The organism is Yersinia entomophaga, assembly GCF_001656035.1.
Classification (GTDB): domain Bacteria; phylum Pseudomonadota; class Gammaproteobacteria; order Enterobacterales; family Enterobacteriaceae; genus Yersinia; species Yersinia entomophaga.
Map to the genome: position 1 here is coordinate 3,213,284 of NZ_CP010029.1, position 22,159 is coordinate 3,235,442.

Sequence of the window (22,159 nt, forward strand, 5' to 3'; positions counted from 1 at the left end):
ACTCAGCTAGGATGTAAAGGGTATTTGGAAATATCGCTTAATATTGCTGTCATGGGGGAAGCATGAGCACGGGAAGCCCAATGATTACTTTACGCCGGATTGCGGCGTGTACGGTTGTGAGTTTGTGGTTGGCTGGTTGTACTAATGATGCATCAACGTCTGCGCCAATATCGACCGTGGGTGGTAAAACATCCGGTTCGATGATGAGTGGAAGTAATGCATCAGGCGATCGTATTGTTTATAACCGTAGTTACAATTCTATCCCTAAAGGGAGTTACAACGGCAGCACCTATACGGTTAAACGGGGGGATACCCTGTTTTATATTGCCTGGATTACTGGCAATGATTTCCGTGATTTAGCGAATAAAAACGCCATTCCCGAGCCTTATAGCCTGAACGTGGGCCAGACAATCCAGCTGGGTAACGGTTCCGGCGGCGGTATGATGGCGGCAACTGACGCTACCTCTAATGGGGTATCAAAACCGCCTTCAAACATCCAAAACACAGCTTCAGCGGTTGATTCTCAATCAACTAACGCGTATTCTGGTAACTCGGGTAAACAGAATGTTGGTAAAATGTTGCCAGCATCAGGAGCCGTTGCATCAACAACAGCACCTGTTACCGCACCGGGCACTCCCGTTGGCATCCCTACCAGTAATGGTGGTCCAGTTAGTAGCTGGAAATGGCCAACCGACGGGAAAACCATTGATAGCTTCTCTGCTTCCGAAGGGGGCAATAAAGGGATTGATATCGCTGGTTCGCGTGGGCAGCCTATCTTCGCCACTGCTAATGGGCGGGTAGTGTATGCCGGTAACGCGCTGCGTGGTTACGGTAATCTGATAATCATCAAACATAATGATGACTACCTGAGCGCCTATGCTCATAACGATACAATGCTGGTCCGGGAACAACAAGAAGTGAAGGCGGGACAAAAAATAGCGACTATGGGTAGCACCGGAACCAGTTCAGTTAGATTGCATTTTGAAATTCGTTACAAGGGGAAATCCGTAAACCCGCTGCGTTATCTTCCGCAGCGATAGATTGGGCAGAATACGCTGTATTCTGCTCGCGGTATCACGGGTAGGAGCAGCTTATGAGCCAAAATACGCTGAAAGTTAACGAGTTAAACGAAGATGCAGATTTCGACGAAAACAGTACGGAAACTGAAATTTTTGATGAAAAAGCATTAGTAGAAGATGAACCTTCTGAAAGTGAATTAGCAGAGGATGAGCTGCTGGCCCAGGGCGTTACCCAACGCGTGCTGGATGCTACGCAGCTCTATCTTGGTGAGATTGGCTATTCACCGCTGCTGACCGCAGAGGAAGAGGTTTATTTTGCCCGACGTGCACTGCGCGGGGATGTGCCGTCACGTCGACGTATGATTGAAAGCAACTTACGGCTGGTGGTGAAGATCGCTCGTCGTTACAGTAACCGCGGTTTGGCGCTGTTAGATTTGATCGAGGAAGGCAATCTTGGTCTGATTCGCGCAGTGGAAAAATTTGATCCAGAACGCGGTTTTCGTTTCTCTACTTACGCAACATGGTGGATTCGTCAGACGATTGAACGGGCGATTATGAACCAAACCCGTACCATCCGTTTGCCAATCCATATTGTCAAAGAGCTGAATGTCTATTTGCGCACCGCGCGCGAGCTTTCTCATAAATTAGATCACGAACCGAGTGCGGAAGAGATTGCCGAGCAACTCGACAAGCCGGTCGATGACGTGAGCCGTATGTTACGCCTGAATGAACGTATCACTTCTGTTGATACACCGTTAGGCGGCGACTCAGAGAAGGCATTGCTGGATATTCTTTCCGACGAAAATGAAAACGGGCCGGAAGACACCACGCAAGATGATGATATGAAACAAAGTATCGTCAAATGGCTGTTCGAATTGAACGCTAAACAGCGTGAGGTATTGGCTCGTCGTTTTGGTCTGTTAGGCTACGAAGCTGCAACCCTTGAGGATGTAGGTCGGGAAATCGGCTTAACCCGTGAACGTGTTCGTCAAATTCAGGTTGAGGGCTTACGCCGTCTGCGTGAAATTTTGCAAACACAAGGTTTGAGTATTGAAGCTCTGTTTCGCGAGTAAAAAGCTTATCGGCAGCCTGAATTAAGGCAATAGATAAGAGAGCGAAAACAGATTCAGTATTCGCTAAATCGAAGCAGTGTTACTTCACGATTTATTGATGATAGAAGTAAATTCTGTTGCTGGGTTAAATAAAAACGGTGGACATCTCGTCCACCGTTTTTTTTCGACTGAAACCGGCCCTTTAAGAAGATGGTTTCTTATTATCGAGCAATTTGGCCTAAGGCACTGACTGATTCAGCGCCAAAAGAGCCGGCTAGAAAAATAGCTTTAATCGCAAAAATCCTAACCGATAACGCCATATTACCTTACACCATACTTTTCAGGCGATAGAGCCATTCCAAGGCCTGACGAGGGCTAAGCGTATCGGGATCTAAGGTTTCCAGTGCTTCCACTGCAGGAGAAACTTCTTCATTCAGCAGAGTAAGCTGGGAGCCATCAATATTGCTACCCGCTGCATTGTTGGAGAGTGACTCAAGCTCCCGTAGCTTTTGTCTCGCTCGTTTGATGACGTCACGGGGTACACCGGCTAACGCGGCCACGGCCAAACCATAACTTTTACTGGCCGCCCCGTCCTGTACGGTATGCATAAAGGCGATAGTATCCCCATGCTCCATGGCATCCAGATGCACGTTAACCACGCCTTCCATTTTTTCCGGCAAGGTGGTTAATTCGAAATAATGGGTAGCAAATAGCGTCATTGCTTTGATGCGGCTGGCCAGATTTTCAGCGCAGGCCCAGGCCAGAGATAAACCATCGTAGGTTGATGTACCACGACCAATTTCATCCATTAAGACCAGGCTTTGTTCTGTTGCATTGTGCAGAATATTGGCCGTCTCGGTCATTTCCACCATAAAGGTAGAGCGGCCAGAGGCAAGATCGTCCGCGGCTCCTACACGGGTGAAAATACGGTCGACTGGCCCGATAGTCGCCTGTTCGGCAGGAACAAAACTTCCCATATGAGCCAGCAACACGATTAAGGCCGTCTGACGCATATAGGTACTTTTACCGCCCATATTCGGGCCAGTGATGATAAGCATCCGACGCTGTGGTGAAAGTGATAACGGGTTCGCAATAAAAGGATCTCGTAGCACCTGTTCCACCACGGGATGACGACCTGCAACAATCTTAATGCCCGGTTTGTCGCTGAGCGTGGGGCGCGTGTAGTTTAACGTTTCTGCCCGTTCGGCCAGATTGGTTAATACATCAAGCTCAGCTAGCGCGTTCGCACTCAGCTGTAGGTCGGATAGATGGGGTAATAATAGATCGAAAATTTCTTCATAAAGGCCTTTTTCAATCGCTAGCGCCTTACCTTTGGAGGTCAGAACTTTATCTTCATATTCTTTAAGTTCTGGAATGATATAGCGTTCCGCATTTTTCAGCGTTTGGCGACGTACATAGTGAATTGGCACCAAATGGCTTTGGCCACGGCTCACCTGAATGAAATAGCCGTGGACACCGTTAAATCCAACTTTGAGCGTATCCAGCCCCAGTTTTTCCCGCTCGCGAATTTCCAGTCGGTCGAGGTAATCGGTAGCTCCATCGGCAAGGCTACGCCATTCATCTAACTCAGCATTGTAGCCTGAGGCAATAACGCCGCCATCTCGTACTAATACAGGAGGAGATTCAACGATAGCGCGTTCTAGCAGATCCAAGAGTTCTTGAAATTTACCTACCTGCGATAGCAGGTTCTGAACGTGGGGAGCCTCAACGGAACTAAGCAATTGGTGAATTTCAGGCAATTGCTGAAATGCATGGCGCATCCGGGCCAAATCGCGCGGTCGAGCGGTGCGCAAAGCCAATCGTGCCAAAATACGTTCTAAATCACCAACCTGCCGCAGTGGCTGCTGCAGTTCCGCAGTGATATTTTGCAAACCACTGATTGCCTGCTGACGATGATTGAGCACATTAATGTCGCGAATAGGCATATGTAACCAGCGTTTTAACATCCGACTGCCCATCGGTGTTACACACTGATCTAAAATTGCCGCGAGAGTATTATCACTTCCTCCGGATAAACTTTGAGTCAATTCAAGATTTCGACGCGTAGCAGCATCCATAATAATGCCGTCTTGTTGCCGTTCCATCGTTAACCCGCGAATATGTGGCAATGAGGTACGTTGAGTATCTTTAACATATTGCAGTAAACAGCCGGCGGCACGCAGGGCTTGATGGGCTTGTTCTACGCCAAAACCGATAAGATCGCGGGTGCCAAACTGTAAGTTTAATTGCTGGCGGGCGGTATCCAGCTCAAACTCCCACAAAGGTCGACGGCGCAGCCCGTGTCGCTGTTCAATCAACGACATCTGTTCGAAGGTTTCTGGATACAATAATTCAGCTGGATTGGTCCGCTGTAATTCGGCCGCCATAGTTTCTGTATCAGCGGGTTCGGAAACGCGAAAGCGGCCAGAGCTGATATCTAGAGTGGCATAACCAAACCCACGGGCGTCCTGCCAGATTGCGGCTAGTAGGTTATCCTGGCGCTCATTTAACAAGGCTTCATCACTCACTGTGCCAGGTGTCACAATGCGAACCACTTTCCGTTCTACCGGCCCTTTACTGGTTGCCGGGTCGCCTATTTGCTCACAAATTGCGGCAGACTCCCCCATTTGGACGAGCTTAGCCAGATAGTTTTCAATCGCATGATGAGGAACACCGGCCATTGGAATTGGCTCACCGGCAGAAGCACCACGTTTGGTTAGCGAGATATCAAGCAATTGCGATGCACGTTTGGCATCATCATAGAACAGCTCGTAAAAATCGCCCATACGATAAAACAGCAGAATTTCCGGATGCTGGGCTTTTAATCGTAGATACTGCTGCATCATCGGGGTGTGAGCGTCGATTTTGTCGGTATTATTCATGCGTATATATTTCTAATCCATTGAAATTAAAGTTAATTGTGATTTTAATTGTTATCGTTAATTATCACGGTAATTCAGCATAGGTAAATACTACGTGAATGTGGCCTAAGAGCACAGCAGCTCTGATCACGCAGGGGGCGGTAACCTCGCATCGGCTCTTGGGACATATTATCCCAGCAACTAGCAAACTGACACGGGTAAAAGCTGGAGGCATCTCGCAAAGTTATCCTGCAGTGATAGGACAACAAGCGTAGTCGTGCAGTACGCACTAGGTTGCCGCTATCTCTGATCTGTCTGTGGTAAAGAAATTTTACAGATAATTATTTTCTGCAACTCATTCGCAGTGCAGATCAATTTTAATCATAAAATACCGATCTGTGCTCAACAATAATCTTATAACTTTTTTGCCGCAGCTATATATGTTGTGCAGCGGGCCATGGAATCTTTGTAATATTCATTAGATAGATGAAAAAATAATAACTTATAAATAACATTAGAATGTTCTGGCGAAAAAATTTTCACGGCATGAAATAATGTAGTCGTCAAATATCTTTAATTATTCGTTCAACTAAAGTTAAGATTGTGTCACGGTTAGTAATAGTCCAGTTATTTTCCTTCCTTCCAACATGTGTTTATCGATCTGTATAGCTACGATTTTATCACTCATCATAATTGACTCATCATCATATTCTACTCTGACACTAAACTGGATGTGTTTTTCATTTGTTAGAAGGTTTTCAGCTATTTTCATACGAAAGGGATGATTTCTTTTCATTTTTTTTGTTAGGAACGTAAATTCCTGAATTACTCTGTCTTTAGTTGTTTCTGGATTCATGTTGCTTACAGTGATTATTATCCGTGAGTTTTCCGGTATTTCCTGTATTGATGAAGAAACGTTCCCTTCAATAGAAAACGAGGAGTGAAAATAATGGGTGCTCATACTACAACCAGTTAGACTAATACATATGGCTACAAATAGTGGAATAAATAAACGATAATTTTTAAAAATAAAAAACATATATAGCTCATTAAATGCTAATAAAAGCGTAGGAGAATAAAATTGCGGCAATAATAAAAAAAGAAGATGCTATTTTTAATTTAATATCTTTAATTATGTTAAGAATCTTTGTTTTTGATGGTGTTGTAGGAATGAATTCTTCTTGTGTGCCGACGAATCTAACGCCAATGCGTGGAAGAGTCATTATTGGATCTTCATTTTCACCTATCATTACAAATGATTGGCGAAGTTGCTTGATAAGTTTGTAGTAGCTACTGTCCGTAACAATGACACCACGCGATTCCCAAATGGTATATAGTATTTCTCTTTTCTCACAGGTTTTTTCTAAGAGCATTTGCAAAAGACGTGACTCATTCTCAGATAATCTTATTTTTTTTTCATCATTAACCAAGCTTCGTTGTAATGTATCAAACACGATGCTGCCATTCAGTCGTATGGTTTTCCCTTTGTGCATATAATCGTTTCCTTATATCAATTCATTTACACAGACTATTCTGATGTTCGTGAATCATTAAACGATATAAATTAGGATAAGTCTAATATTCTTGGTTCACTAAATGGTTGTTATAACTTATTACAAGATGGTTATTGATAATAAATATGAATAAACAAAACTCGAAACATATGAATTAAGTTGTAAAGGTAATTAAATTACAGATGGATATAAGATATTTAAACTATTTTTAATGATAAGATGGTTTGTGAGTTGTAACACATATTAATTTACTATAACTATATTTAAGGTGTGTTAGCTAACACTTGAGATTTTGTCTCTGACAAATCGGCATCTGAATATACTTTTTCCATTATGAGTTTGGCATATTTATCCCTAAATCTGGGGGTTTCAGAGTGATAGGCTCCTACAGCTTTCCAGCTATAACCATATTTTTTAAACTTGAGACTAAGCAAATAAGCCCCAGCCTGAATGTTAATACATGGAGATTTCAACATATTTGCGTTATCAATAATACCAGCCGATTGCAGTAATGAGATATTAATTGAATTTATCTGCATCAAGCCAATGTCATGACTGCCATTCTCGTTTTTATTCTTCGCATTGATTTTCCAGGATGACTCCTGAGAAATAATAGATTCAAGAATAACAGAGGGTACATTCCATTTTTCGGCGGCAGAGTTTAGACATGTCGAATGGGCTGATCCAACAGAGAAAAGAAAATAATATATAATCGGTGTTAAATTAGAAAATGTCTTCCTCATCATCACTCTCAATGTAACTAAGTTGATTGTTTAATATACTGCTAGTGAACTCTTTAAGGGTTTTATTAATGATGGATTCGTTTATTAAAAATGGAATGATAATGTTGGACGAAAGCTCTTTATCTTCTTTACTTCCGCTTGACTGTAGTAAAGTATTAGCATGAACAATAATACTAGATTTTGTATTATTATCATTGCCATTAAGCTTTTCTGAAATCACTTTATAGGCCTCTTTCAGGTTTTTTAATTGGTTGATTTTTATATTATTAACAAGTTCATAAGCCAATTTATCAGAAGCATCATTTTTTAATGATTGAATGTTAATTTTGTTCATTTCTATTCTCTTGGCATTTCCGGTATTAGCTATAACTTTATTCAGGTTGCTCGTTATTTTCATTTTCTTCTCGCTGGTTGCATGTGGTCAATCTTATTATTTCTCTGGTTTTTTTTAAGTTAACAATTCCGTTAATATTCAATATGTGTTTTTTTATTGGTGGAAATATTTCTTGCAAGAATTCAGGACGGTCTTTATTTGGATCAAATACTATGATTTCATCACCTACCTTGAGAATTATATTTTCCTGATTACTTTCTATGACATAAGATTCATTCTTCAGGTTTCCTATTATTTTAGCGTAATGAATTTTGGGAATGTGTAGTTCAATATTTGGTGATGATATTGAAAAGCCATGAAAATGCTCAGAAACCAATTCGATAAATCTCGTATCTCCAAATATTTCCTGTAATTTATTTTTAAGTCTCACCTCAATATTGGCAATATTTTTGTTGCATATTTCTTGATAGAGGCTTATTGCTGAAATGACAGTGTCAATAAATAAAAAAATCCCGCTCTTGAAGCCAAAATTATGTGCTTGATCAGTTATATGTTTGATTTCAACTTCAGCTTTAGACAACCTTTTTTTTGCTTCTTTCTTTGCGTATTCGATTATGCGTACTTGATAAGCATTAGAACTAATACAGCACCTCTTGATAAGTACTTTTTCATTTGATATTTCATGCAAGGGTGTTTTTTTTACTTTTAACATGATAACAAACCATTTCTATCAAATTGAAGGGTAGTCTCGCACATTGCAATGTGCGCATGATGTTCATCACACGTTGGCTAAATACGCGTTCAGCTCTGCTTTTCAATGTTGTATCGAAAAAAATAATCGTTTCAACAAGTTGTAGTGCGCCAAAAGCCATTATATAATTTGGGGTAACATATTTTTCTTTATACTTTTGTAATATGTATTTGAACTTAGGTAGCATATTGTTTCTTAACTCTATATCATCATCGGTTAATAAATATGGATGATGTTTTGTATCAACTCCAAGTATTCCTAATCTCCAGGCTATATCTGGTAAGTTACCCCACGATTCCTTAATCACCTTAGGAATGCAGAGTGACAGCTTGCGTGGAATAGGTAGTTGATATTTAGCAATTAAATAATTATTTTGGAAAGCCTGAAGATAAATTGGTGAGTTATTATGCTCCATTATTCTGTGATCAGAATGAAAGTAGCTTCCAGGTGATAGCAATATTTTTAAATGATCCATTAAATTCTCCTATTGGGTATTGATCTTTTTGGATGAACCACTTCTTTTTTCCATAAAACGTGCGGAATTACGAAAATAGAAGAGCATGAAAATAATTAAGTTAGTGATTAGGATGATTATCAAAATATAATATGGATTAAAAGTATTAGATTTACTATCTAGTGATACACTACGTTGAATAATCGGACGTTCAACAATAACTACAGAGACATTGTCATATGAACTGTCTGAAAAACTATTTTTTAAAAAAAGTTTTATTTTAGTCATCAATTGGTTTGGATCTTCACTACCAGCATAAGTCACTAAACAGGATATATTTTGCTGCTGAGTAGTCCTGCTATTATTTAATAGAGGATAACTCACATGCACTCTGGCATTGACAACTCCTGGTATGGTCAAAACAGATTGTTCAAGCCGCTGTTCAATCAGTGAAAGTAATCTGGCTCGTTCTGCATGAGGTGAGGCAACTAAAGAATCACTGGGAAATGCCTGAATAATTTCTACGGATTCTTTAGAAGGCAAGTTATATTGCTTGAGTAAATCTACCGCCGCAATAAAATCATTTTTAGAAACATGAATGGAGTAACCCAACTTGCCATTTGCCTTTTTTTTACCCTGAATACCGTATTGTTGTAAGGTCGCCAAGACTTCATTGCTTTGACGCTGATCTAGCTCGGTTAGTAAATCTTGGCTATCGCAGCCAGTCAAAAATAGGGCAATGGCTGCACATAATATAAACCGGCTTATTCGCATCATTATTGAGATTTTATCGTAGTTTCTACAGCTGAAATAGCTTTACGAACCAATGTATTCGCCAGTGATACAACTTCAGCATGTTTTCCCAATCGTATCTGACCGACTCTGATTAATTCTGCGGAATCAGTTATATTTCCATGCTCGATTAAATTAACTATTGCAGCTTTCTCCTGACTGGTTGCTGCAGCTTGCTGGCTGAACAATTTTTTTATTATCCCTTCGATCTGGCCTGCTCCGTCGAAAACGGATTCACCAATATCAGGGAGCTGATTTTTAAATGAAATTAAACTGGTTAAATGACTCATGTGCAATGCTCTAATTTATATTATATAGTTCTAAATATTACGAATAATCCCGGATGTAAGGTCGAGGAGTTTCTTTGCAACGTTAGATTGTGCTTGCCTAAGTGCAGAATATTGACCTAGATACAATGTATAATCTATTAACTTAATTGGGTTAGAGATATCTTCTATAGCACTTTTTTGCGCCGCCTCGATTTTATTCATTAGGTCTTTTGTGGGCTCAGTGAATTTCCCAGCAATATCATAAGCAAAGTTTGCTGTTTGCCCGGATAGTGGTGTCGTGTTTTCAAAGTTCTTAACGGTATAGTTTGGCGTGGATAATGTTGTCGTTGGCATGATAAATTTCTCTTTATTTTCTTAGTAAGAATGTTGTTTAAAATCCCAATGATTGTTATTGATTTTTATATTTTCATTTATATCATTAATAAACACTCCTTCATATAATTCATTATCACTAAGTGAAATAGAGAATTGAATGTAATTACTCCCCCATTCACTAATGAATTTTTTGACAAAATTCATGGTTGATATCAGTTGATTGTCACTAAGATTTGAGCTTACAACCACAATAGGTTTTTTTTCATCTTCTATAATTCTGAATGGCACATTACTTGCTTTTATTCCTCTTATTGCATCATCAAAAATTGCTTTTTTATGATAAAACTTAACTTCTATCTCGTTAGCACAGCTAACTCTAGATTTTATCGTTTCATTTATTTTTTCTACTTCTGATAAGTAATCCGAGCTTTTCAATAACTTAACAATAGGTGAGCAAGGATAACTCATATCAATATTTAAAACTGACGATGAAAAGGGGGTGATTAAGGACATTAGCTCTTTCTCTAACTCGCTAACTAAAATAATGTCAACTAAGCCAGCATAGTTTGACGTGAGCAATTGCTGAGATACCCAGTCTGCATCGCGGCGGCTATTTACAATGACTTGATCTTTCCCTCTTCCTTCTGCTTGCAGAATAATGGTGAAATGAATTGATGATTCACCTAAAAGTTTAGATATGTTGCTTGTAATGATTTTATCTACTTGCACATTAGAATTATGATTGTTAGTCATGACTGTTAATAAAATCAAGCCAACAGTTAACATTGAAATAAATATAATAATTAAATGCTTAGATGTTCCTCTCTTTATCAAGCTTCCATTTTTCTGTGGTAGAGAAGAGTCCATTGTATCTTTTTGTCCTAGCTCATCGAAGGATTCATAATTCCATGAATCATCGATCGACTTAACCAGTATAGGAAACGTATCGGGGAATAAGACCGTTTGTAATATGACATCGGTAGTCAGTTTAGGTGTGTCTTTTTCATTATCTAAATCTTCAAAAATGACTGATAGTTTAGCATCTGATTTGTTTGCTTCATTGGTATAGGATGAAAAAAAAGTTAACTTATAATTGCCAGTATCAATAGGAAAAAAGTAACTGATTAAGTCATTCTCTTCATCAGTCACAACGTTATAGTCTGTCTCTGTGTTCGCAAATATCAGGCAACCTTTAGATTTAAACAATAATTCGGTGCCAGTCATTCGACCAGAGGCTATTTTTATTATATAAAAATCGGCGTTATTATTCATAGCAACGAAGGTTCTATTGGTGTAAAAATCAGTCATTAATGATGAGCTGTATTTCTTAAAGAGAATACAACTAAAATAGTTCGCATACATCTTTTAAAGTTTGGTTATTATTGCCGATTTGAATCTATTACTCATCGGAATAAATCGCACTAATTCTTATCGTTTCTGGTACCGGCATCCTTTTATAAAGGATGTTTTTTTCCTAATAATTCCAAAGAATGTGATTGTTGCTAATTGTAGAGTATAACCAGATTTTGTTTAAATAATCAGATGCTACTTCCTGTTAAGGTTTTTTATTCATGAGTATAAGTAAGAGCAACAATAATGTGGACGGAGAACTACCTGCTCTTGATTGCATGATTTTCTATGTCAGGCCAATGGTGAAAGGTTCTATATTAGAATACCCATCATTTATACGGAAAGAAAAAGGTCTGGTACTGGATTCCTCACTTTTAATTGCGCCGAGTTTGGATGACTTAAATCAGATTTCCGGAGTTTGGAGTATCAGTGGGATACCTATATTTAGTGCTATTGAAATTTTAGCAACGCTTGATGAGGCTAAATCACAATCAAATAAAGGTAAAAGGCCTCCATCCGATAGTGAAATCAAATTTGAAGATTCTGTCCCTGTCTGGTATGACAGGAATTATTCAACCTGGCGTAATTCTGAAGTGAGTGGTTTACTTATTTCTGAAGTCATGAACGGGGGGGGGGTATTATTTATCATTATTAAATATTCTTCGCCGGTATGAGGCATATGGAATATTCCGTTATCTTATTTCACAGTCAGCTAATGGAGAAAATATAAAAATATCTCAGTTGAGCAAAAATTATGGATTATCGTCCCCCTACTTTAGATTTCTGTGTCGTAAAAGTTTTAATTCATCGGCGAAAAAAAAGATGATGAGTTGGCGTATGGCAACCGCGGTCTTACTGCTAATTGAAAGTGATATGTCAATATTGGATGTGGGGTTAGCTTGTGGTTACTGCTCTGCATCTCATTTTACATTAGACATAAAAAGAAATTTCGGGCTCACTCCATCTGAGATAAGGCACCTGGAGAGTGGTTTATATGATAGTTAATCCATACCTTTTCTCTAAAATATTAATTTTATCTTTATTAACTTTTAGCTATGCCTCTCCAGGATTTGGAGAGGTTATTACCGCTACGCCGGTAGACCGGGAAAAAAGTCAGAGTTCATTTATTGCCAATAATATAACGATTAATAAGGTATTTGACGTCGTTTCATCCAGGATAGAAAAGCCGATTATTCTTAGCAAAATTGCAATGCAAAAAAAAGTGACTGGCAATTTTGACATGTCACAACCGGAAGAAATGTTTAAGTCATTAGCTAGACGGACGGCTTTAATATGGTATGACGATGGAACCAGTATATATGTATATGATAATAGTGAAATTCGCAATGAACTAATAAACTTGCGTTCAACAAGTTGGAGTGAGTTGCTTAACTATATTAAGACCACTGGAATTTATGACTCGCGTTATCCACTACGTTCAGAGGGTAAAGCATCCGTAGTCTATGTTGCAGGCCCTCCACTTTATGTCGAATTAGTATTAGCTACCGCTCGCTACTTGGATGAGCGGATTCAAGTCGAAGAGAAAGCAGGGACTGATGTGACTATTATCCCGTTAAAGCACTCGTCGGTTAACGATCGTGTTTTTAGCCAACGGGGCAAAGCCGTGACGATTCCAGGCATGGTCACCGTTATTAATTCATTGTTCAGTAAAAATGCTTTGGGTAACAACGTTCATGTTATTCCGCGTGAAGATATTTCAAATCAGATAGAAACAGGTTTTCCGTTACCACCGGCGGCGCTGGATTTGGCGCAACAAAATTACGGAGCTATTACTGACACGGGAAGTAGTCACTTTTCCGTAGTTGCTTATCCTGATAGTAATAGTCTGTTAGTTACTGGTTCCGCGCAACAAACTCGCTATATATATCAATTAGTTAACGCCCTAGACGTTTCTCGTCGGCAAATTGAACTTTCTCTCTGGATTATTGATATATCGAAAAAAAAATTAGATGAAGTGGGCGTCCGTTGGCAGGTTGGTAGCGTAACCGCAGGCGGGGGTGACATTGTTTTTAATCAAAGCAATCTGTCAAATAGCGCCAGGTTTTTGGCACGTATTGATGCAATAAGCCGTACTGGTGATGCTCAAATAGTTTCTCGTCCTATCGTATTGACGCAGGAAAACGTCCCGGCACTTTTTGATAACAGTTCGAGTTTCTATGCTCGGCTGGAAGGTGAAAGGGTCGCGACTCTCGAGCAGGTGACCTACGGCACTATGGTGAGTGTATTACCACGGATTTCGCACGGAGGGCAGGTTGAAATGGACGTAAATATTGAGGACGGTTCTCCCGGTCGTAGCGGTAGCGGGGATGTAGAAAAGATTGGCGGTTTACCTGTAGTCAATAGAACTCATATCAGTACTGTTGCTCGAATAGCCAAAGAAGGCAGTTTACTTATCGGTGGATATACCCGCGAACAATTAGAAGAAACCGAGGAGAAAATCCCGCTACTCGGTAGTATCCCTTATTTAGGGCGACTATTCAGCTATAGAAGTACTAATCAACAAAAAATGATTAGGGTTTTTCTGATCCAGCCTCGTTTATTAAGTGAGTCAGAGGCCTGGGATGGTAGGCAATTTTCAGAAAAAGAGCGTTTGAGCGATAGAATAAAAAACAAAAATGAACAGCTACAAGGAACGATAAAATTATTGCAGAACTATATGGATAGTCCATGGCCATAGCCCCACTTGGTGGAAACTCACGTTATATCTCGGCGCAACGTGATAAGAATGAGGAAGCTCAAAACACTGCTGGTGACAGTGAGAATACGCTACGTGGGCAAGGCATCATCGATAACACTAGCGAATATGCATCAATGGCGATGTTAGCCTCGCAGTTTAATCGGCGCAAAGAATTACGTTCATCGAGTGATGATAATACGATATTTACCGAGAGAATTTTGGATGATAACGCTGACGAGAAAGTAAGTCATATTGAAAAAATCATTAATCGCGAGGAAATGACTCCTCCCAAATTACGTTCTTTTCTGGCTCAGTTGTTTCCTGATACCAGCGACATGTTGATGGTTATTTTTGAGCTCCTACGACGAAAAAAACTAACCAGTAAGATCGTTAGTAATTTAAATACGTTGAAAAGTGTCTTAACCGAAGAAGATACAGAGCGTAGGACTGAAGCGGGCGTTAACGTAGCATTATCGGCAAGGTTGTTCTCGCATTCCTTGGATAAGACATCGATTCAACTGCGGGATATATATCGTGACTTTATTTGCTACGATGGCCCAATCATTTATATTTACGAACAATGGGTAAGTGAAATAACGAGTCAGCAACGAGAAATTATGCTGCGTTACCTAACACGTTCACTAGCTTGCGATTTGCAATCTATCCCTACAGGAAATATTAACGTTGTAGAATTTGGTGATCTATTCCGTAGAGTTGGTGGTTTAAGGGAGATTCAATCAGTTGAGATTCATTTTCTGCAGAAAATAATGAGTACAGAGCTTATAAGCATAAGTAATGATCAAGAATTGTCTAATCTTTTCGTTTCTGGGATCAGGAATATAGATAATTATAAAATAAGTTTGGCCAAGTTTTATTCTGAAAAGTTATCATTAGTGACATATGAAACCAAGGCTATTTTTTTACAGTTGTTATTGAGTGGTTTCTCCAGTGTGTCTGTAGATATTTTTTTCTCGTTAGAGAAAAGGGACAAACTCATCCATTTAATGAAAGAAAAAATTAGCCAGATAAAATTGAAAGAAGATGCAGTGAAAAGAATAAATAAAGTTAAGAGTAGGGATGAAAATGCGTAGACTGTCATGGTTCCTGCTTCAACTTAGGAGTAAGCCTGAGTTAATGGTTCTTTTGGTAATGGTGACAGTGATAGCTATGCTAGTCGTCCCTTTACCAACTTTCTTAATCGATTTTTTGATCGGTTTGAATATCATGATTTCTGTACTTATTTTTATGGGTTCGTTTTATATCACCAATATTCTTAACTTCAAGACATTTCCCTCTATTTTACTTATTAGTACTTTATTTAGACTAGCGCTCTCTATCAGTACCAGCAGACTGATTCTATTAGAAGCTGATGCTGGAGATATTATAGCTACTTTTGGCGAGTTTGTTATTCAGGACAATTTAGTCGTAGGGATAGTCGTCTTCGCCATAGTCACTGTTGTGCAATTTATTGTAATCACCAAAGGTTCAGAGCGTATTGCTGAGGTGGCAGCGAGATTCTCTCTGGATGCCATGCCTGGCAAACAAATGAGTATTGACGCTGATGCGCGTTCGGGAATTATTGATAACGATCAGGTGAAAATAAGGCGAGGCGTTCTAGAACAGGAAAGTCAGTTATTTGGTTCTTTTGATGGCGCAATGAAGTTTATTAAAGGTGATGCTATCGCCGGTATCATTATTATTTTTGTCAATCTTGTTGGGGGGATTTCTGTAGGTGTTGCTCAGATGGGAATGGATATGTCCGCTGCACTCAGTAGTTATACACTTCTGACGATCGGTGATGGTTTGGTTGCGCAGATCCCTGCACTGCTGATTTCCATCAGCGCTGGTTTTATTGTTACCAGGGTGAGTGGGAATGATAAAAACCTTGGGGAAAATATTGTATCAGAGCTATTTTATAATGACTTTTCTCTTCTGGTTACTGCAATTATAACTTGTACTATAGGTTTCTTACCTGGATTTCCAACGTTCATATTTATTATACTTTCCTGCCTACTTTTTGGTCTGTATTTTTATCGGTTCTATAAAAAAAGTAAAGAAGATAAATCGGTTAATAAAGTACCTACGGGAGTTATAGATACTCCTAATAATGTTACTACCGGCGAGACCATCAGGACTATAGAGAACATTGATGATTATGTTCCAGAAACTCTGCCTATAATTGTTTCAGTGTCTGTTGTTCATCAGAAAATATTAGAAGATAGAGACTTTTCGCTAAAAATAAAAAAGGATATTTTCATAAAATTTGGATATAGAGTTCCAGATATAGCGATAAATTACTCCCCTACCATCGAGCAAGGAAAGATAATTATCTTGATCAATGAAATATTTGCTGGCGAATTTAGTATAAGATTCGGTCATTTAAAAATCATTGGTTCAACTGATGAACTGGACATTTTAGGCATAGAGTTATTTGTTATACAAGAAGATAATGGTTCTTCGAGTAAATGGATTGATAGTAAAAACCAGGAAAATGCGACGGCGCTAGGTCTGAATTTTTGCGATGATATAACGGAAATGGTCGGTTGCATTAGCGGGTTATTATTACGTCATATCCACGAGTTTTTTGGTATTCAGGAAGCCAAAAATTTATTAGATGATCTGGAAGCTAAATGTCCAGAATTACTGAAAGAATGTTATAGACATGCCACAGTACAGAAAATCACCGAAGTATTTCAAAGGCTTTTAGCCGAAAAAATATCAATACGAAATATGAAGCTGATTTTAGAATCTTTAGTGCAATGGGCTCCTAAAGAGAAAGATACACTGATGTTAGTTGAACATATTCGATGTACGTTAAACCGATATATATCAGATAAGTTCTCAGTTTTAGGCGTAATGAATGTATTAATGCTTGGCGGAGGTGTTGAAGATACTATCAGGCAAGGAATTCGACAATCATCAGGAGGGACATTTTTAAACTTAGAGCCAGATAATGCGGAAAAAATAGTTCAATCACTATCGCTGGCAATAAGTAATGTAAATATCTCTTTGAGAGATTTGATAGTTCTAGTTCCTGTTGATATTCGCCGTTTCGTTAAAAAAATCGTAGAAGATCGTTTCCCTGATTTAGAGGTGATCTCCTTTAATGAAATTTCAGAATCTACAAAAATAAATGTAATAAAAACCATATGAATGGAGTTTATATGAAATATAAATTTATTGAAATGCTTAATGTTTTCCTTAGCTCGGTAGGGCGTGATGATTTAGTTAATAAAAATCTTGATTGCCACTCTACCGTTCAACTTGAGCTTGACGGAAGGCAGGCTATTAATGTTGACATGCACAGTGATGATATTATTCTCTGGATGTCACTATCTGAATACATTCCTTCCAGGATCGAGCAGGTCAGCGTTAGGTTACTTAACTCTATATTAGAGTATCAGTCTTCTTGCTTTCAACCAGGGCAGCCAGCGTTACTTGTTCATGATAATTTATTAATTATGAGCGCCGTTTTAAATAGCGCAGCTTTGGATGATTTGAGTTTGTTTGCTAATAGTCTGGAAGAATTCTTCGATCGCAGCACGCATCTTGAAGAAATTTTAATTTATTAAATTATGAGATTATTTGACTATGGCGCTCATCCAACCCGAATAAGCGGTGTATTAATCGAGGCTCCATTACCTAGGTGTTTCATCGGCGAGATATGTGTGATTAAACGTTCTTTGACTAACGGAGAGTTAATCGCTAAAGCTCAGGTTATTGGTTTCTGTGCCGGGCAAACTCTATTAAGTCTGATAGGTCGAGTTCAGGGACTTTCTCTGGATGCGGTAATTTTACCGTTGGGTAAACCCTTTCAGTTTCCTATGAGCGAGTCTTTGTTAGGAAAAGTATTTAAGGCCTCGGGTGAGGAGATTCAGTCTTTCTACAGCTCTTCTGAACCTCCAGATAACCAACCGTTGGAGTGGAGGAACATAGATTCATCGCCACCAGAAATCACACAAAGGAGGGCAATTGGTAACAGATTTGATACTGGAATCAAAGCGATAGATGGTTTACTTACCTGCGGCAGAGGGCAGCGTTTGGGTATTTTCGCGGCTGCAGGTGCAGGCAAAACATCGTTGATGAATATGATAATAGCGCATTCTGATGCTGATGTTTGTGTCGTCGCGTTGGTTGGGGAGCGGGGACGAGAAGTCACAGAATTCATTAATGAAATAGCTGATTCCCCGCGCCGAGACTCGACCATCCTGGTTTATGCTACCTCCGATAGCCCTTCGGTGGAGCGTTGTAATGCAGCGTTGCTGGCCACATCAATAGCGGAATATTTTCGTGATTTGGGAAAGAATGTGGTGTTATTTGTTGATTCTATGACGCGTTACGCCAGAGCACTTAGGGATATTGCGCTGTCAGCCGGGGAGTTGCCAGCTCGGCGCGGTTACCCAGCTTCTGTATTTGAGCAACTTCCTTCTTTATTAGAGCGACCAGGCAACATGCAACAAGGCTCCATTACGGCTTTCTATACGATATTGCTAGAAAGCGAGGAGGAGATAGATCCCATTGGTGATGAGATTCGCTCAATTCTAGATGGTCATATTTATCTTAATTATAGATTAGCCGGACGCGGGCATTATCCTGCCATTGATATATTAAAGAGCGTAAGCCGTATTTTCTCGAAGATCACGACTCCTGAGCATTATCAGGCTGCCACAGATTTACGGGACATACTAGCCCGGTTAGATGACATTCAATTTTATCTGGATTTAGGAGAGTATCAGCGTGGTGAAAATCAGGAAAATGATCGAGCATTAGATAGAAAAGAGAAAATAGAACTGTTTTTAAAACAGAAGACCGGTGCGAAGAGTCTATTTTTAGAAACACAAAGAGCGTTGTATGAACTTACTTCTTAAAAACAAAAATTACTTACGTTTGCTTGAAAAAAAACTGAAGCGTTCCCAGATTGAATTGAACTCAATAAATAAGAAAATAACATCAGTGAGTGAGAAAGTTGAAAGCATCGCTACGCGGATCGAAATCTTAGATATGCAAGCTGGATTATTCGATCAGAAAATGAAGTTTACCAGAGAGGATTTTTTTGATAATCGCCGCCAGAAATCAATAGTTTTGAACGAAATATTCTTATTAAAATATAAGATAGAAACGTTGGATGGAGATTTACAGCAGCTAAAGCAGAACAGAAATATAATCACCAAGCGAGTCATGAATTTTAATATAAAGTGTGAAAAGTTCCAAAAATATCTTACTGGGTTACGCTGCAACCATAGTTTAAAATCTGAGACTTCGAGGGAAATTGAAATCGAGGAGCTGTCGGCTCATGGTGGTATTCGAATATAAAATAAATCCGGTATTAAATATTGGACATCATGAGACAGTATCAATTAATGATGCTGTATCCAGGTCTTTTATCACCGATTCGGTGCTAGTTTCTGTGGCAATGTTACCTGAGGATGAAACGCTCCTCAATAAAAAGTTAAATCAGGTTAAAGCGCCGTTTCTAAAAGCTAGTTTATCTCTTGATGGTGAACAGCAGGAGGGTGGGTTGCTGTTAGCACCTTTAGTTATCATAGAAGCGTTATTACACATTAAACAGGGAGTCTCTTTTAGTGCTCAGCCTGAAGTGAAAGAAATACATGATTCGGCATTAACATATTTATTTGGCCGTGAGTTTATTCATATGAGCTCATTCGCGGGGAATAAGGGTGTGGGCAACCAAAGAAGAATATCGAGCTCTAAAGTTCTTATCGCTTTATCTGATATATTGAAGCTCGAAAGTACTCATATTGATTCATCTATGCCCACGGTTCAGCGTGAATTACAACAATATCGCGGTGAATATCATTCGGGAGATATAAGCACGCCAAATCAGAATTCAAGTGAGAAGAATAGAGAGATATTGACCCCATCGCCACAGAATAAAGGACCTATAGGCGGAATGATAACGGGTGATGCCGAGCAATTATTGTTGGAGTCAGAATGTCTTTCTGGGTCTATTGGTTTGAGTTGGTCACGAGAAGTTGATGCAACGGATGGTTTTTTAGATAAGGTAGGTATGCCAGGGTTACAGAAAATAGATCTAACGCCTACTTTTTACAGTGATAAGACAGGCACTTTTGATGACTTTTTTGATAATGAGGTGAGCAAGTATATGCCGTTACCACCTGAGAACCCAGAGAATGCATCGCGTGGGTTACATTATCGATTTTCGTCTTGGAGTGATACTCCTTCGGTCAGAATTCAACTGGCAAAGATGCAGAGAATATTTGCAACGGCCTCTGATGATAACGTGCAGTATATTTTAGATGAAAATTATCATTTGCTGGAAACAGAACGGACTATGATCTTTGAACCACGTAAAACATATAGAGAAAGAAAATTTGATTATGGATATTCGGATCAGGATGAAAAACCATAATGTTTAATTTTCGGCGGGTTACTCGGCAGCATGCGCTAATAATAAAACAGCAGTTTGACTATGAGCCACAAGTACTGCCGGAGACGATAGCAGCCAATAGGACATATGCAATTTTCCAGCTTCATTGCTCTAAAGAAAGATTAATTGGAGCGATCGATCTTGTTGATTGGTGTCGATACATTTGGCCAGAACTGGCTGGGTTGGCCTGGGAATACATCGGTGAACAGCAACTATTAGAATTATTTAAAAATGAAGTAAGGGAAAGAAAATTATTTTCTGGGGTTTACTCATTACAAGACATTAGTATTTTATCTGGAGAAACAGGACGGAAATATTGGTTGAAAGTTCGTGAATATCATGTTGGCTGGATTTTATTATCGCGTGCACCAATTTATTTAATACCAATAAAAGGCGAAACTGAGTCATTAAGACATTTACCGATAATGAGTAAATGGATTCTAGGAACCAGTAACATCAGTTATAGACTATTAAATTTATTGGAATTGAGAGATGTTCTTCTAGTGCAACATATTTTGATGGAACTTAAGATATCAGATAAGGCTATAGCAACATTTTTATATCAGGATCAGGGAGCGATTATTGTGGACACATTAGTTGATAACGAAGGAAATACTGAAAATGATTTTTTGGATGTTTTGAACGAGAATCCAGACGAGGAATTAATCGCTTTTCCTATAAAAATGTCCGAAATATCAGTTGTTTTAACTTTCGTTCTTGGTAAAAAGTCAATAAGTCTTGATGAACTGTCAAAGATTCAGGCAGGATTTCAGTTTGAACTAGAACAAGAAATGGAAAAGAAAATAAAAATCTACGCAAATAATCATCTGTTTGCTGAAGGTGAATTAATCTATATTGATGATGATTTAGGAATTGAAGTAACAAAAATGGCCACTTTAGGCAAGATAGAGTAGATAAAAATGCCTGATGACATATCGCTTATTGCAATAATAGCAATTGCTTCACTCTTGCCATTTATTATAGCTTCCGGAACCTGTTTTTTAAAGATATCAATTGTTCTTATTATGGTCCGTAATGCTATGGGAGTACAACAAATCCCGTCTAATATTGCATTGAACGGAATCGCACTACTTCTTTCTCTCTTTGTGATGATGCCCGTAATCAGTGACATCAATGAGTACTCAAAGACGCGGAAAGTAATAGTAACAGATTCAATATCGATTGAAGAATTTATTGATGGAGGGCTAGGGAAATATAAATATTATTTGAAGAAATACGCTGATCCTGAATTGATTTCATTTTTTGAGTCTGTTCAACTGGGGCGTAGCGAGGAAGAGATTGATATTGAAAACGAAGGTGCATCGCTATTTTCACTTTTACCGGCTTATGCACTCAGTGAGATAAAGTCTGCTTTTGAAATTGGTTTTTATATTTACCTGCCTTTTGTTGTGATTGATTTAATTATCTCAAGCATACTGTTGGCACTAGGTATGATGATGATGAGTCCGGTTACAATTTCTGTTCCTATAAAGCTTATTCTATTCGTGGCTATAGATGGATGGTCCCTGATATCTAAAGGATTAATTATGCAATACATGGAACTTTCTCAGCAATAG

General features: G+C 39.0%; 23 protein-coding genes. 13 read left to right on the forward strand and 10 right to left on the reverse strand.

The window, feature by feature from the left end; translation table 11 throughout:
• The first annotated feature begins 80 nt into the window (after positions 1-80).
• A complete protein-coding gene (gene nlpD / locus PL78_RS14495; protein ID WP_064516564.1) occupies positions 81-1,040 on the forward strand; it encodes a murein hydrolase activator NlpD in 960 nt (319 codons plus the stop codon).
• 53 nt (positions 1,041-1,093) lie between these two features.
• On the forward strand, positions 1,094-2,092 hold the full coding sequence (rpoS, locus tag PL78_RS14500; RefSeq protein WP_004719154.1) for an RNA polymerase sigma factor RpoS: 999 nt from the start codon (positions 1,094-1,096) through the stop codon (positions 2,090-2,092).
• Positions 2,093-2,397: 305 nt separating this feature from the next.
• On the opposite strand, the gene mutS is transcribed toward rpoS, so the two are convergent.
• From mutS to PL78_RS14555, 10 genes are all read right to left on the reverse strand, one after another.
• The gene (gene mutS, locus PL78_RS14505; RefSeq protein ID WP_064516565.1) at positions 2,398-4,953 is read right to left on the reverse strand and encodes a DNA mismatch repair protein MutS; all 2,556 of its coding nucleotides are present in this window, start codon (positions 4,951-4,953) and stop codon (positions 2,398-2,400) included.
• A 1,028-nt stretch (positions 4,954-5,981) separates the two neighbouring features.
• Positions 5,982-6,425, reverse strand: a complete 444-nt coding sequence (locus PL78_RS14515) for a winged helix-turn-helix domain-containing protein (protein WP_064516569.1) — start codon at positions 6,423-6,425, stop codon at positions 5,982-5,984.
• 284 nt (positions 6,426-6,709) lie between these two features.
• Positions 6,710-7,192 (reverse strand): lytic transglycosylase domain-containing protein, encoded by a 483-nt coding sequence (locus tag PL78_RS14520; protein ID WP_235600974.1) that lies wholly within the window; start codon positions 7,190-7,192, stop codon positions 6,710-6,712.
• The gene (locus tag PL78_RS14525; RefSeq protein ID WP_064516571.1) at positions 7,170-7,523 is read right to left on the reverse strand and encodes a hypothetical protein; all 354 of its coding nucleotides are present in this window, start codon (positions 7,521-7,523) and stop codon (positions 7,170-7,172) included. Before PL78_RS14525 ends, PL78_RS14520 begins: the two co-directional genes overlap by 23 nt.
• Positions 7,524-7,560: 37 nt before the next feature.
• Positions 7,561-8,235 carry a hypothetical protein gene (locus PL78_RS14530; RefSeq protein ID WP_064516573.1) on the reverse strand — a complete coding sequence of 225 codons (675 nt, stop codon included), beginning with the start codon at positions 8,233-8,235 and terminating at the stop codon, positions 7,561-7,563.
• Positions 8,204-8,749: a hypothetical protein gene (locus tag PL78_RS14535; protein ID WP_064516575.1), complete on the reverse strand. Its 546-nt coding sequence runs from the start codon at positions 8,747-8,749 to the stop codon at positions 8,204-8,206. The genes PL78_RS14530 and PL78_RS14535 overlap by 32 nt, the downstream gene beginning before the upstream one ends.
• A gap of 9 nt (positions 8,750-8,758) precedes the next feature.
• Positions 8,759-9,505, reverse strand: coding sequence for a type III secretion system inner membrane ring lipoprotein SctJ (gene sctJ, locus PL78_RS14540; protein ID WP_064516577.1), 747 nt, complete (start codon positions 9,503-9,505; stop codon positions 8,759-8,761).
• Complete coding sequence (sctI, locus tag PL78_RS14545; protein ID WP_064516579.1) at positions 9,505-9,810, reverse strand: type III secretion system inner rod subunit SctI; 306 nt, start codon at positions 9,808-9,810, stop codon at positions 9,505-9,507. The genes sctJ and sctI overlap by 1 nt, the downstream gene beginning before the upstream one ends.
• A gap of 30 nt (positions 9,811-9,840) precedes the next feature.
• Positions 9,841-10,143, reverse strand: coding sequence for an EscF/YscF/HrpA family type III secretion system needle major subunit (locus PL78_RS14550; RefSeq protein ID WP_064516581.1), 303 nt, complete (start codon positions 10,141-10,143; stop codon positions 9,841-9,843).
• A 21-nt stretch (positions 10,144-10,164) separates the two neighbouring features.
• The gene (locus tag PL78_RS14555; RefSeq protein WP_158513769.1) at positions 10,165-11,397 is read right to left on the reverse strand and encodes a PrgH/EprH family type III secretion apparatus protein; all 1,233 of its coding nucleotides are present in this window, start codon (positions 11,395-11,397) and stop codon (positions 10,165-10,167) included.
• Positions 11,398-11,696: 299 nt separating this feature from the next.
• On the opposite strand from PL78_RS14555, the gene PL78_RS19995 reads away from it, so the two are divergent.
• The 11 genes from PL78_RS19995 (at position 11,697) to PL78_RS14605 (ending at position 22,159) form a co-directional block, all read left to right on the forward strand.
• Positions 11,697-12,149, forward strand: coding sequence for a hypothetical protein (locus PL78_RS19995; RefSeq protein ID WP_145933969.1), 453 nt, complete (start codon positions 11,697-11,699; stop codon positions 12,147-12,149).
• A 67-nt stretch (positions 12,150-12,216) separates the two neighbouring features.
• The gene (locus PL78_RS20000; protein ID WP_235600975.1) at positions 12,217-12,480 is read left to right on the forward strand and encodes a helix-turn-helix transcriptional regulator; all 264 of its coding nucleotides are present in this window, start codon (positions 12,217-12,219) and stop codon (positions 12,478-12,480) included.
• Positions 12,470-14,173: a type III secretion system outer membrane ring subunit SctC gene (gene sctC, locus PL78_RS14565; protein ID WP_064516587.1), complete on the forward strand. Its 1,704-nt coding sequence runs from the start codon at positions 12,470-12,472 to the stop codon at positions 14,171-14,173. Before PL78_RS20000 ends, sctC begins: the two co-directional genes overlap by 11 nt.
• Entirely contained in the window at positions 14,164-15,264 is a 1,101-nt protein-coding gene (gene sctW / locus PL78_RS14570) for a type III secretion system gatekeeper subunit SctW (RefSeq protein ID WP_064516588.1), read from the forward strand. The genes sctC and sctW overlap by 10 nt, the downstream gene beginning before the upstream one ends.
• Positions 15,257-17,326 carry an EscV/YscV/HrcV family type III secretion system export apparatus protein gene (locus PL78_RS14575; RefSeq protein ID WP_064518460.1) on the forward strand — a complete coding sequence of 690 codons (2,070 nt, stop codon included), beginning with the start codon at positions 15,257-15,259 and terminating at the stop codon, positions 17,324-17,326. The genes sctW and PL78_RS14575 overlap by 8 nt, the downstream gene beginning before the upstream one ends.
• 11 nt (positions 17,327-17,337) lie before the next feature.
• A complete protein-coding gene (locus PL78_RS14580; RefSeq protein WP_064516590.1) occupies positions 17,338-17,745 on the forward strand; it encodes an InvB/SpaK family type III secretion system chaperone in 408 nt (135 codons plus the stop codon).
• A gap of 3 nt (positions 17,746-17,748) precedes the next feature.
• Positions 17,749-19,041, forward strand: a complete 1,293-nt coding sequence (sctN, locus tag PL78_RS14585; RefSeq protein WP_064516593.1) for a type III secretion system ATPase SctN — start codon at positions 17,749-17,751, stop codon at positions 19,039-19,041.
• The gene (locus PL78_RS14590; RefSeq protein ID WP_064516595.1) at positions 19,025-19,486 is read left to right on the forward strand and encodes a hypothetical protein; all 462 of its coding nucleotides are present in this window, start codon (positions 19,025-19,027) and stop codon (positions 19,484-19,486) included. The genes sctN and PL78_RS14590 overlap by 17 nt, the downstream gene beginning before the upstream one ends.
• Positions 19,467-20,564, forward strand: coding sequence for a SpaN/EivJ family type III secretion system needle length determinant (locus PL78_RS14595; protein WP_064516597.1), 1,098 nt, complete (start codon positions 19,467-19,469; stop codon positions 20,562-20,564). The genes PL78_RS14590 and PL78_RS14595 overlap by 20 nt, the downstream gene beginning before the upstream one ends.
• Positions 20,564-21,496, forward strand: a complete 933-nt coding sequence (locus PL78_RS14600; protein ID WP_064516599.1) for a FliM/FliN family flagellar motor switch protein — start codon at positions 20,564-20,566, stop codon at positions 21,494-21,496. The genes PL78_RS14595 and PL78_RS14600 overlap by 1 nt, the downstream gene beginning before the upstream one ends.
• Positions 21,497-21,502: 6 nt before the next feature.
• Positions 21,503-22,159: an EscR/YscR/HrcR family type III secretion system export apparatus protein gene (locus PL78_RS14605; protein ID WP_064516601.1), complete on the forward strand. Its 657-nt coding sequence runs from the start codon at positions 21,503-21,505 to the stop codon at positions 22,157-22,159.